Source organism: Scandinavium sp. (assembly GCF_032012665.1).
In the GTDB taxonomy this organism is placed as follows: domain Bacteria; phylum Pseudomonadota; class Gammaproteobacteria; order Enterobacterales; family Enterobacteriaceae; genus Scandinavium.
Window position 1 is genome coordinate 71,067 of the sequence record NZ_DALZVG010000018.1, and the last position, 12,820, is coordinate 83,886.

Below are 12,820 nucleotides of genomic sequence, written 5' to 3' on the forward strand. Positions count from 1 at the left end.
TCTTTTCTTAATTCAGGCAAATAAACGAAACGGGATCAGAAAGTTTCGCGCAGCGGATGCTTAAGAGGACGGGGGAGAGAAATGCGAATTAAACCTGACGATAACTGGCGTTGGTATTTTGATGAAGAGCATGACCGTATGATGCTCGATTTAGCCAATGGTATGTTGTTTCGCTCACGTTTTGCCCGCCGTATGTTGACGCCGGATGCCTTTGATCCCTCAGGGTTTTGTGTTGACGACGCCGCGCTCTACTTCGCTTTTGAAGAAAAATGCCGCGATCTTGAATTAACGAAAGAACATCGCGCAGAGCTCATTCTCAATGCGCTCGTTGCCATCCGCTTCCTGAAACCGCAGATGCCAAAAAGCTGGCATTTTCTGGCCCATCATGACCGCTGGCAACCCGTTACGGGCGATGCCGCAGCGGTGTGGCTGAGTGACAGCGGCGAACGAGTGAATTTGCTGGTGGTAGAGCCGGGCGACAATGCGGCGCTCTGTTTGCTGGCCCAGCCTGGCCTGATGCTGGCCGGTCGGACGATGCAGCTTGGCGATGCGATTAAGGTAATGAATGACCGCCTGCAGCCGCAACCTCTGCAGGATGCAATGCGCTACGGCCAGGCCGTTTAGCGCGCAAGCCGCAGCGCAGTTTTTGGCACGCAGCTGCAACAAAGAATAGTGCCATCGTTGGCCACGGCGCTTTTCTTCATCGGGCTGACTTCCCCTTCAAGCAGCGTAATACGACAGCTTCCACAAATTCCCGCCCGGCAAGAATAGGGCACGCGGATCCCCTGTTGCTCCAGCTGTTCCAGCAGCACCTGCTGGTTATTGCCTTTGAACACTTCGCCCTGCCAGTCGATCTCGACGACGGCGTCTGATGCTTTGACGACATCTAACGTCTCTTCCACTTCACCTGCACCGTAAACTTTGCCCGGGCCGGTAGAGAGAATGTCAACTTTATCGCCAACGCGAACCACGCCGCTGTTGCGGGCAATCAGGTTCTGGCCGAAATCAACATCGCCGTTGTCCTGGGCAGTGCGGAACTTTTGCAGCGTCGTGAGCGGCTCCCCGGCCGGATGTTTTTGCCCTTTGGCGGGGCTGACGGTGGTAAAAACGCAGCGGCTGCAGGGTTTAACCACGTCAAAGACAACCTCGCCGATGCGCACCACTTTCCAGGTGTCCTCTTCCCAGGCCTGCGTACCGGTCACCACCAGATTGGGGCGAAACTGCTCCATCTGCACGCTCGCCGGACAGCGGTTTTGCAGGTCCCTGAGTGATGCTTCGCTGGTCAAAAGATAAGGGAAACCATCTGCAAAAGAGAGCGGAATGGCATCATAGCGTTTTACGCGGCGGGTTGGCTGCGCGCCGACCCAGCGTAGCTGGACATCACGTTTGAAAAAGCCGGAAAGCCACTGGTTAATATCAGCAGGTGCAATCAGTGCAGTGAAGTGGTTTCCCCAGACTTCGGTAGGGGCAGCATCGGATTTGAAATCTGCGAAACGCACAATTGCGGCGCTGCCGTCTGGCGCCGTCAGGTGCAGGCCATCATGGATTGGCACCGGCGTGAAACGTACCATCTGCGGGTACTGGCGGGCAGTAATGAAAGTGCCGTCCGGTTCGGTCACCATAAAGATACGGTCAAAAGCCATCCCGCTGATATCAGCCAGCGCGTGCGTTATACCGATCCCCCGCATCGATTTGACCGGGTGAATAAAGAGCCTTGATAACGTCGCCATCCCGCTGTCCTCTGCGTTTGAAAAAAGTCGCCCTATATGAAGCCCAGATTCGCTATAATGCGCAACAATTTTCTGCGAGTAATAAGTGACGATATGAATTCTCTGTTTGCCAGTACGGCCCGTGGGCTGGAAGAGCTGTTAAAAACTGAACTCGAAGGCCTGGGTGCGACCGGTTGTCAGGTGGTTCAGGGTGGTGTCCATTTTGAAGGGGACACGCGACTGCTGTACCAGAGCCTGATGTGGAGCCGCCTGGCGTCCCGTATCATGATGCCGCTTACCGAATGCAAGGTTTACAGCGATCTGGACCTGTATCTCGGCGTGCAGGCTATCAGCTGGACAGAGATGTTCAATCAGGACGCGACCTTTGCCGTCCACTTCAGCGGCGTGAATGAAGAGATTCGCAACAGCCAGTACGGCGCGCTGAAGGTGAAAGATGCTATCGTCGATGCCTTCACCCGTAAAAATCTGCCGCGTCCGAACGTCGACAAAGAAAATCCGGACGTGCGCATCAACGTGCGCCTGAATAAAGAAGTCGCGCATATTTCTCTCGATCTGAGTGGCGAAGGCCTGCACCTGCGCGGTTACCGTGATGCCACCGGCATCGCGCCAATTAAAGAAACGCTGGCGGCGGCGATTGTTATGCGCTCCGGCTGGCAGCCAGGCACGCCGCTGCTGGATCCGATGTGCGGTTCCGGCACGCTGCTGATTGAAGCGGCCATGCTGGCCACTGACCGTGCGCCAGGCCTGCACCGTGGGCACTGGGGTTTTAAAGGCTGGGCGCAGCATGATGAAGCTGTCTGGCAGGAAGTGAAAGCCGACGCGCAAACCCGCGCTCGCGCAGGCCTTGCCGCCTATGAATCTCACTTTTACGGTTCCGATATCGACAGCCGCGTGATTGAGCGTGCGCGCAGTAACGCCCGCCGTGCAGGCGTTGCCGATCTGATGACCTTTGAAGTGAAAGATGTAGCGAAGCTCAGCAACCCACTGCCAAAAGGTCCGTACGGCACGGTGATTAGCAACCCGCCTTACGGTGAACGTCTGGATAGCGAGCCGGCGCTGATTGCCCTGCACAACCTGTTGGGCCGCATCATGAAAACCCAGTTTGGCGGCTGGAACCTGTCGCTGTTCAGCGCCTCACCGGATTTGCTGAGCTGCCTGCAGCTGCGCGCCGAGCGTCAGTTCAAAGCCAAAAACGGCCCGTTGGACTGCGTGCAGAAAAACTACCATCTGGCGGAAACCGACGGTGCAACCGCGCCAGTTATGCTGGCGGACGACTACGCCAACCGTCTGCGTAAAAACCTGAAGAAGCTCGAGAAGTGGGCGCGTCAGGAAGATATTGAGTGCTATCGCCTGTACGATGCCGATCTGCCGGAATATAACGTGGCGGTCGATCGCTACGGCGAATGGGTGGTGATTCAGGAATATGCGCCGCCGAAAACCGTGGATGCGACCAAAGCGCGCCACCGCCTGTTCGACGTTATCGCCGCCACCATTTCCGTGCTGGGTATTGCGCCTAACAAGCTGGTGCTGAAAACCCGTGAGCGCCAGAAAGGCAAGAATCAGTACGAGAAAATGAGCGAGAAGGGCGAGTTCATGCAGGTCAGCGAGTATAACGCGCGACTGTGGGTGAACCTGACGGATTACCTCGATACCGGCCTGTTCCTCGATCACCGCATCGCCCGTAAGATGCTTGGCCAGATGAGTAAAGGAAAAGATTTCCTTAACCTCTTCTCCTACACCGGCAGTGCCAGCGTTCACGCAGGCCTGGGCGGTGCTCGCAGCACCACGACTGTGGATATGTCACGCACTTACCTGGAGTGGGCCGAGCGTAACCTGCGTCTCAACGGCCTGACCGGCCGTCCGCATCGCCTGTTGCAGGCCGACGTGCTGGGCTGGCTGCGCGATGCTGATGAGCAGTTCGACCTGATCTTTATCGATCCGCCGACGTTCTCCAACTCCAAACGCATGGAAGACACCTTCGATGTGCAGCGCGATCATCTGAAGCTGATGACCGATCTGAAACGTCTGCTGCGCAAAGGCGGGACGATCATGTTCTCCAACAATAAGCGTGGCTTCAAACTCGACACCGACGGCATGGCGAAACTCGGCCTGAAAGCACAAGAAATTACTCAAAAAACGCTTTCGCCAGACTTCGCCCGTAACCGTCAGATCCACAACTGCTGGCTGATTACCGCAGCCTGAAGGAAAGAATAAATGTCTTTAATTAGCATGCATGGCGCCTGGCTGTCGTTCAGCGATGCGCCGCTTCTCGATAACACCGAACTGCATATCGAGGATAACGAACGCGTCTGTCTGGTCGGGCGCAACGGCGCCGGGAAGTCGACGCTGATGAAGATCCTCAACCGCGAGCAGGGTCTGGACGACGGTCGCATTATTTACGAGCAGGATCTGGTTGTGGCGCGTCTGCAGCAGGATCCGCCGCGTAACGTACAGGGTAGCGTATACGACTTTATCGCCGAGGGCATTGAAGAGCAGGCGGTTTATCTCAAGCGCTATCACGAGATTTCCCATCTGGTGATGACCGATCCGAGCGACAAAAACCTGAACGAGCTGGCAAAAGTTCAGGAACAGCTGGATCACCACAATCTGTGGCAGCTGGAAAACCGTATCAACGAAGTGCTGGAACAGCTGGGCCTGGAAGCTGATATGCAGCTGAGTGCGCTCTCCGGCGGCTGGCTGCGTAAAGCGGCGCTGGGCCGGGCGCTGGTGAGCGGCCCACGAATCCTGCTGCTTGACGAACCGACGAACCACCTGGACATCGAAACCATCGACTGGCTGGAAGGGTTCCTGAAAACGTTCAAAGGCACCATTATCTTCATTTCGCACGACCGTTCGTTTATCCGCAACATGGCGACGCGTATTGTCGATCTCGATCGTGGCAAGCTGGTGACCTATCCTGGCAGCTATGACCAGTACCTGCTGGAAAAAGAAGAAGCCCTGCGCGTCGAAGAGCTGCAGAATGCAGAGTTTGACCGCAAGCTGGCTCAGGAAGAAGTGTGGATCCGTCAGGGCATCAAGGCGCGCCGCACCCGTAACGAAGGCCGCGTGCGCGCGCTGAAAGCGATGCGCCGTGAACGCAGCGAGCGCCGTGAAGTTATGGGCAGCGCGAAGATGCAGGTCGAAGAAGCCAGTCGTTCAGGCAAAATCGTGTTCGAACTGGAAAACGTCGATTATCAGGTCGACGGTAAAGTGCTGGTGAAGGACTTCTCCGTTCAGGTTCAGCGCGGAGACAAAATTGCCCTGATTGGCCCGAACGGCTGCGGCAAAACCACGCTCCTTAAACTGATGCTGGGCCAGCTTCAGGCTGATAGCGGACGCGTCCACGTCGGCACTAAGCTTGAGGTCGCGTATTTTGACCAGCATCGCGCCGAGCTGGATCCGGATAAAACCGTGATGGATAACCTGGCCGAAGGCAAACAGGAAGTGATGGTCAACGGCAAGCCGCGCCACGTGCTTGGGTATTTGCAGGACTTCCTGTTCCACCCGAAACGCGCGATGACGCCGGTGCGTGCGCTTTCTGGCGGAGAGCGTAACCGTCTGCTGCTGGCGCGTCTGTTCCTTAAGCCAAGCAACCTGCTGATCCTCGATGAACCGACCAACGACCTCGACGTGGAAACGCTTGAACTGCTGGAAGAGCTGATCGACGGCTATCAGGGCACCGTTATGCTGGTCAGCCACGACCGCCAGTTTGTTGACAACACGGTGACCGACTGCTGGATTTTCGAAGGTAACGGCAAGATTGGCGCCTATGTTGGCGGCTATCACGATGCTCGTGGCCAGCAGGCGCAGTCGCTGGCGAAAAAACCATCGGTTGATACGAAGGTTCTGAAAGAGCAGCCGAAAGCAGAAACTGTCAAACGCGCGAGTAGCAAACTAAGCTATAACCTGCAGCGCGAATTAGAACAGCTTCCTCAACGCCTCGAAGAGCTTGAAGCGAATCTGGAGAGTTTACAGGCCCAGGTCGCGGACCCTTCTTTCTTCAGCCAGTCACATGACCACACCCAAAAGGTGTTGTCCGATATGGCTGCGGCTGAGAAAGCGCTGGAAGAGGCGTTTGAGCGCTGGGAAGAGCTTGAAGCGTTAAAAAACGGCGGTTAATGGAGAGGAACGCTCATGTGCGATGAACACCAGAGGGCAGGGCATATCCTGTGTCCGCAATGCGATCTGCTGGTGGCGTTACCGCACCTGGAACATCGTCATAAGGCGTCGTGTCCTCGCTGCGGCACGACGCTCACCACGGAATGGGATGAGCCGCGGCAGCGTCCGACAGCCTATGCGCTGGTGGCGCTGTTTATGCTGCTGCTGGCAAACCTGTTTCCTTTCGTCAATATGAACGTCGGCGGGATCAGCAGCGAAATCGAGCTGCTCGAGATCCCGCACGTTCTGTTTTCCGAAGACTATGCCAGCCTTGGCACTTTTTTCCTGCTCTTTGTGCAGCTGGTGCCGGCTTTCTGTCTGGTCACTATTATTGTGCTGGTGAACCGCGTCCCGTTGTCGAAAAAGATGCAGATTTTCCTTGCCCGCGTTTTGTTCCACCTGAAAACGTGGGGTATGGCAGAGATTTTTCTCGCTGGCGTGCTGGTGAGCTTCGTCAAGCTGATGGCGTATGGTGACATCGGCGTGGGGTCGAGCTTTTTGCCCTGGTGCCTGTTTTGCCTGCTTCAGCTCCGGGCCTTCCAGTGTGTCGATCGCCGCTGGCTGTGGGATGACATCTCGCCTGAGCCTGAGCTACAGCAACCGTTCAAGGTTGGCGTGGCGGGCATTCGCCAGGGGCTGCGCTCCTGTCCATGCTGCACGGCGATCCTTCCGGCGGACAACCCTGTCTGCCCACGCTGTGAAACAAAAGGTTTCGTGCGGCGTAAGCACAGCCTGCAGTGGACGCTGGCGCTGCTGATAACCTCTGTCATTCTTTATCTCCCCGCTAATATCATGCCCATCATGATCACGGATTTACTGGGAGATAAAATGCCTTCTACCATTATTGCCGGGGTCGTACTGCTGTGGAGCGAAGGATCTTACCCGGTGGCGATGGTGATATTTATCGCCAGTATCATGGTGCCCACGCTGAAAATGATCGCTATCGGCTGGCTGTGCTGGAATGCAAACGGCAACGGCAAGCGCGATAACGAGCGCATGCATTTGCTGTATGAGGTAGTTGAATTTGTTGGCCGATGGTCAATGATTGATGTTTTTGTGATAGCGGTGCTGTCGGCGCTGGTGCGCATGGGAGGATTAATGAATATCTATCCGGCGATGGGGGCAGTAATGTTTGCGCTGGTGGTCGTCATGACCATGTTCTCCGCCATGACCTTCGATCCAAGACTGTTATGGGATCGTGAGCCAGAACCAAGCCATGAGGAAAAGTAGCAACATGGAAAACAAGAGTGGAGAGGCCAAAGTGCAGAAGGTGAAGAACTGGTCGCCGGTGTGGATCTTTCCCATCGTGACCGCGCTCATCGGTGCGTGGATCCTGTTTTATCACTATAGCCACCAGGGGCCGGAAGTGACGCTGATGACCACTAACGCGGAAGGCATTGAAGGCGGGAAAACTCGCATCAAGAGCCGAAGCGTGGACGTGGGCGTTGTTGAAAGTACCACCCTGACGGACGATTTGACGCACGTCGAAATCAAAGCACGGCTCAACACCGGAATGGAAAAGTTGCTGCACGGTGACTCTGTCTTCTGGGTGGTGAAACCGCAGGTCGGCCGCGAAGGCATTAGCGGCCTTGGTACGCTGCTTTCCGGGGCATATATCGAGCTTCAGCCCGGGACGAAAGGGGCTGAACCTGCGCAATTCCAGCTGCTGGATGCTCCACCGTTGGCACCGCCTGATGCGAAAGGGATCCGCATCCTGCTGGAAAGTAACAAAGCGGGCCAGCTTTCACCGGGCGATCCTGTGCTCTTCCGTGGCTACCGCGTAGGTTCGGTTGAAACCAGCACCTTCAATCCGGAAAAACGCACAATTTCCTATCAGCTGTTTATCAATGCACCGAACGATCGTCTGGTGACCACCAACGTGCGCTTCTGGAAAGACAGCGGGATTGCGGTAGACCTGACGGCCGCCGGTATGCGCGTTGAAATGGGATCTCTGTCGACGCTGTTCGGCGGCGGCGTCAGCTTTGACGTGCCGGAAGGGCAAGATTTGGGTGAACCGGTGGCGAATAAAACCGGATATCACTTATACGACGATCAGCGTAGCATTCAGGATTCCATCTACACGCAGCATCTTGATTACGTGATGTTCTTTAAGGATTCGGTTCGTGGACTCCAGCCTGGCGCCCCGGTGGAGTTCCGTGGTATTCGCCTTGGCACCGTCGGCAAAGTCCCGTTCTTCATTCCTGGGCTGCATCAGCGTCTGAATGATGATTACCGGATTCCTGTGCAGGTGCGTATCGAACCTGAACGTCTGATCAACCAGCTTGGCGGCGACACGGACATCAAAGCGCACCTGGACGGGCTGATCGATCGCGGTCTGCGTGGCTCACTGAAAACCGGGAATCTGGTCACCGGAGCGTTGTATATCGATCTTGATTTCTATCCGAAGGCGGAGCCGCGCGGCAAATTCCGTGAGTTTGGTGGGTATGACATCATTCCAACCGTCAGCGGCGGTCTTGCGCAAATCCAGCAACGCCTGATGGAGGCGCTGGATAAGATCAATAATCTGCCGATTAACCCGCTGCTTGAGCAGGCCACCAGTTCACTGGCTGAAAGCCAGAAAACCATGAAGCATGTGCAAACAACGCTGGATAATCTGAACAAGATTACCGGGAGCCAGTCGATGCAGGACCTGCCAGCGGATATGCAGAAAACCTTGCGTGAGCTGAATCGCAGTATGCAGGGCTTCCAGCCGGGCTCCGCCGCTTACAACAAAATGGTCGGTGACATGCAACGTCTGGATCAGGTATTGCGTGAACTGCAGCCGGTGCTGAAGACGCTGAACGATAAGAGCAATGCGCTGGTGTTTGAAGCGAAGGATAAAAAGGATCCGCAGCCGAAGAGGGCGAAACAATGAAAAAATGGCTACCCGTAGTAATGGCCTGCATGCTGTCGGCATGCAGCAGTACCGGCAGCGACAGTAAAACGTATTATCAATTGCCACTTCCTCAGGCTGGCGTACAGAGCACGGCCAGCCAGGGAAATCGTCTGCTGTGGGTTGAGCAGGTTAACATCCCGGACTACCTCGCTGGCAGCGGCGTGGTGTATCAGACCAGCGACGTTCAGTATGTGATAGCCAGCAATAATCTGTGGGCCAGCCCGCTGGATCAGCAGCTTCGGACGACGCTGGTGGCAAACCTCAGTAACCAGTTGCCTGGCTGGGTCGTTGCCTCACAACCGCTAGGAAGCGATCAGGACACGCTCAACGTCAACGTCAGCGGTTTTCATGGGCGCTATGATGGCACGGTGATTGTCAGCGGCGAGTGGCTCCTGAACCACCAGGGGCAGCTTATCAAACGCCCGTTCCACATCGAAGTGAAGCAGCAGCAGGACGGTTATGACGCAATGGTAAAAACGCTGGCGCAGGCCTGGAGTCAGGAGGCAGCCTCGATTGCCCAGTCGATGAACCGCTTGCCATAAGTAAAATTTATCATCATAAAAACCGCAGCAGGCGTGTTCCTGCTGCGGTTTTTTTGTTTTTACCCTCAGGCAGTTAGTTGTCGCGGTTCACATTTTTTGTACAAATGAACTTCTGTGTAGCTCACAAATATGACACTGGCGTGAATTTTGCGCATTGACGATGCCGTCGAATCGGGTTATCCCTAATATGTGGTTGCACATTTGGTGACCACTGTTTTCTTTTCCACCAGATCAAAAAATGAGGGAAACGAGGCATGAAGAGACAAAAACGTGATCGCCTGGAACGGGCACATCAACGTGGGTACCAGGCAGGCATCGCTGGCAAATCAAAAGAAATCTGTCCTTATCAGACCTTAAATCAGAGGTCACACTGGCTGGGAGGCTGGCGAGAAGCCATGGGGGACAGGGCAGTAATCGCTTGATGCTGTCTCTTTAAAACAAAGAAGCCTCTGCATGCAGAGGCTTCGCCGTTTCTGTCAGCCCGATCGGGCAATGTCCATAGATTAGAACGTTGAAGTATCCTGGAACAGGCCAACCTTCAGGTCGGTTGCTTCGTAGATTTTATGGCCGTCTACCAGTACTTCACCATCAGCGATACCCAGAATCAGGCGACGGTTAATGACGCGCTTGAAGTGGATGCGATAGGTGACTTTCTTCGCCGTTGGCAGGATTTGACCGGTGAATTTCACTTCACCCACGCCCAGCGCGCGACCTTTACCTTCACCGCCGAGCCAGCCCAGGTAGAAGCCCACGAGCTGCCACATGGCATCAAGACCCAGACAGCCAGGCATTACCGGGTCGCCGATGAAGTGGCAACCGAAGAACCACAGGTCAGGATTGATATCCAGTTCTGCTTCCACGTAGCCTTTATCGAAGTTACCGCCCGTTTCGGTCATTTTGATGACACGGTCCATCATCAGCATATTCGCTGACGGCAGCTGCGGGCCTTTTTCGCCAAACAGTTCACCGCGACCGGAGGCAAGAAGGTCTTCTTTTGTATAGGATTCGCGTTTATCTACCATGTTTTCAGTAAGCCTTATTTTGAGTTCGCGACGCAGGATAGCTAACACGTGTACGCTGAACAAGTCCGATCAGTTTGCATTGAACCAGTTTAACCAGCGAAGTGCCCACGGGCGATGTCGGGTATCCTGCTGATTTGCCTGAGCAATACGCTCATGAATGGTTTGCAGGAGCGTTGTCTGGCCTTCGCCATCCCAAATTAATTGCGTGAGTAAAGGAAGTGCATCGGCCACATCGTCGATGGCCCACAGAGAGAATTCGCCAGCTTCTATAGTCTGCTGGACATCCTGTGCCAGGCTGAGATGACGCACGTTGGCAGAAGGAATAATCACACCCTGCTTACCGGTTAAACCACGCTGCTGGCAGATGGCGAAGAATCCTTCGATTTTTTCATTGAGTCCACCGACAGGCTGCGCCCGCCCGAACTGATCTACGGAGCCGGTAATCGCCAGGCTCTGACTAACCGGCACGTTAGCCAGCGCGCTTATCAGGGCACATAATTCCGCCATTGAGGCGCTGTCACCATCCACTTCGCTGTAGGACTGCTCAAACGTCAGCGACGCTGAGAAGGGGATTTGCTGATCGAGGCCCAGCTCAGACATCAAAAATGCTTGCATGATCATCATGCCTTTGGCGTGTATGTTGCCGCCAAGCTCAGCTTTACGTTCGATATCCGTGAACTCGCCGTCACCCACGTGCACTACGCAGCTGATACGTGACGGCTCCCCGAATGCGCGTGGATGTCCTGGGAATTCAATCACGGAGAGCGCGTTGATCTGGCCGATCTGCTCGCCTTCTGTTTCAATCAGAATCTGGTCGAGCAGGATTTCGTCCTGCATACGCTCGGCGAGATAGCCTTCACGCCATTGACGCTGATTGAGCATTGTCGTCAGCTGTTCTGCATTAAAGCGGTCACCTTCACAGAAAGCCGCAGCCTCACGAAGCTGGCGGCTAATCCATAGTGGAGAGAGCGGCAGCGTTTGCTGGTCACCGGTATAACGGGCGCCTTCCTGGATCAACAGCGGCCAGGCACTGGCGTCAGGGCCAGGTAAATTCAGGCCGCGGGCAATGTGCCAGACCCACTGACACCACAATTTTTGCGTCTCTTCGTCGACGACCTGCAGCGTGTCTTCATATTCACTGTAGATGGATTTTTCGCACAGCTCCGGTTCGATCTCCTGAAAATCCGCCAGCGACTCACGCTCGCCGACCAGCATCACTTTGAGCGAAAGCGGCATGGAAGGAATTGAGACGGGCAGGGGCCGTGAATCATCAAAGGCCAGCCAGTCAAAACGTTTGTGGGTAACAATGTTCTTCAGGCGCATCCACAGCAGTGGCTGTGAAAGCAGGCTGCGAAGTGACAGGACAAGCACGCCGCCGTTGGCCTGGTGCACAAGCCCGGGCTGCAGGGTGATGTTTCCGTTAAACTGGCGCACGCAGCCAAACAGCTGCTCGGCTTCAACCCAATCGGCCTGAATAATCGGACCATGGCTGGCAAAATTATCTTCAGCCGATGTGGCGGGCGTCAGCGTCACGGAGCTGCCGTTTACTTCATATTGAACACCGCTGAGCTCAGGCGAGCTACTTCGCAGCTCGCGTGTGGCTTCGGCGAGAAGTTCAAGATATTCAGGCTCTTCCGGGGCTTTAACCAGCAGGAAGTCGGAAATAGCCTGAGGATAGAGGAACTGGTCCAGCGCGTAATGCAGTCGGGCCTGCAGTTCGCCGGGTAAGGAATCGGTTTCGGTTGCCAAATCAGGCTGGGCAAACAGCGTCTGATAAGCCTCGAGGTCCGGGGCTACATCGCGCCGTGAAAGTTTTGTAATCGTCAAAGTCGCTGTTTTTTAGTCAGATGTAAAGCGGAGGATTATACCTCAAGGTGCCAGTCCGCACACGGGGATTCACAGGCCAGTTTCACCGGGTGCTTAGCCTCCCGCGTTGAGGATGATTTCTTCTCAGCACATCAGCAAAAACCTGTTATCCTGAAATGAGTTACACGGTCACATTGGGATCGCAATGAAATATCAACAACTGGAAAATCTTGAAAGCGGCTGGAAATGGAAATACCTGGTGAAGAAGCACCGGGAAGGTGAGCTTATCACTCGTTACATCGAGGCCAGTGCGGCGCAGGACGCAGTAGAAGCCCTGTTGACGATAGAAAATGAACCGGTTCAGGTGAATGACTGGATTGAGCAGCATATGAATCCCGCTCTGTTTAACCGCATGAAGCAGACGATCCGGGCCAGGCGTAAACGCCATTTTAACGCGGAGCATCAGCACACCCGTAAGAAATCTATCGACCTTGAATTTATTGTCTGGCAGCGTCTGGCCGGTCTTGCACAGCGTCGGGGCAAAACACTCTCAGAGACGATCGTTCAGCTGATTGAGGATGCGGAAAATAAAGAGAAGTACGCCAGCAAGATGACAACGCTGAAGCAGGATTTGCAGGCCCTGTTAGGGAAAGAGTAGAGCAAACC

At 55.1% G+C, this 12,820-nt stretch carries 11 protein-coding genes; 8 read left to right on the top strand and 3 right to left on the bottom strand.

Annotated elements, in window-relative coordinates:
- Positions 1–81 precede the first annotated feature (81 nt).
- Positions 82–624, top strand: coding sequence for a cell division protein ZapC (gene zapC / locus RTU33_RS14860; protein WP_312628364.1), 543 nt, complete (start codon positions 82–84; stop codon positions 622–624).
- Here the strand turns inward: zapC and RTU33_RS14865 are convergent.
- Positions 621–1,730, bottom strand: a complete 1,110-nt coding sequence (locus tag RTU33_RS14865; protein WP_312628365.1) for a YcbX family protein — start codon at positions 1,728–1,730, stop codon at positions 621–623. The genes zapC and RTU33_RS14865 overlap by 4 nt on opposite strands.
- A gap of 93 nt (positions 1,731–1,823) precedes the next feature.
- Between RTU33_RS14865 and rlmKL the strand changes: the two genes are divergently transcribed.
- From rlmKL to rmf, 6 genes are all read left to right on the top strand, one after another.
- On the top strand, positions 1,824–3,932 hold the full coding sequence (gene rlmKL, locus RTU33_RS14870) for a bifunctional 23S rRNA (guanine(2069)-N(7))-methyltransferase RlmK/23S rRNA (guanine(2445)-N(2))-methyltransferase RlmL (protein WP_312628367.1): 2,109 nt from the start codon (positions 1,824–1,826) through the stop codon (positions 3,930–3,932).
- Between the two features lie 12 nt (positions 3,933–3,944).
- Entirely contained in the window at positions 3,945–5,849 is a 1,905-nt protein-coding gene (locus tag RTU33_RS14875) for an ABC transporter ATP-binding protein (protein WP_312628368.1), read from the top strand.
- Positions 5,850–5,864: 15 nt separating this feature from the next.
- The gene (gene pqiA, locus RTU33_RS14880) at positions 5,865–7,118 is read left to right on the top strand and encodes a membrane integrity-associated transporter subunit PqiA (protein ID WP_312628369.1); all 1,254 of its coding nucleotides are present in this window, start codon (positions 5,865–5,867) and stop codon (positions 7,116–7,118) included.
- Positions 7,119–7,122: 4 nt separating this feature from the next.
- Complete coding sequence (pqiB, locus tag RTU33_RS14885; RefSeq protein WP_312628370.1) at positions 7,123–8,763, top strand: intermembrane transport protein PqiB; 1,641 nt, start codon at positions 7,123–7,125, stop codon at positions 8,761–8,763.
- Complete coding sequence (gene pqiC, locus RTU33_RS14890) at positions 8,760–9,326, top strand: membrane integrity-associated transporter subunit PqiC (RefSeq protein ID WP_312628372.1); 567 nt, start codon at positions 8,760–8,762, stop codon at positions 9,324–9,326. Before pqiB ends, pqiC begins: the two co-directional genes overlap by 4 nt.
- 254 nt (positions 9,327–9,580) lie before the next feature.
- Positions 9,581–9,748: a ribosome modulation factor gene (rmf, locus tag RTU33_RS14895; protein WP_097163605.1), complete on the top strand. Its 168-nt coding sequence runs from the start codon at positions 9,581–9,583 to the stop codon at positions 9,746–9,748.
- Positions 9,749–9,829: 81 nt separating this feature from the next.
- Here the strand turns inward: rmf and fabA are convergent, their stop codons facing one another.
- A complete protein-coding gene (gene fabA / locus RTU33_RS14900) occupies positions 9,830–10,348 on the bottom strand; it encodes a bifunctional 3-hydroxydecanoyl-ACP dehydratase/trans-2-decenoyl-ACP isomerase (RefSeq protein WP_312628374.1) in 519 nt (172 codons plus the stop codon).
- A 69-nt stretch (positions 10,349–10,417) separates the two neighbouring features.
- On the bottom strand, positions 10,418–12,175 hold the full coding sequence (locus tag RTU33_RS14905) for a Lon protease family protein (RefSeq protein WP_312628375.1): 1,758 nt from the start codon (positions 12,173–12,175) through the stop codon (positions 10,418–10,420).
- A gap of 184 nt (positions 12,176–12,359) precedes the next feature.
- Between RTU33_RS14905 and matP the strand changes: the two genes are divergently transcribed.
- Positions 12,360–12,812, top strand: a complete 453-nt coding sequence (gene matP, locus RTU33_RS14910; RefSeq protein WP_312628376.1) for a macrodomain Ter protein MatP — start codon at positions 12,360–12,362, stop codon at positions 12,810–12,812.
- Positions 12,813–12,820: the final 8 nt, after the last annotated feature.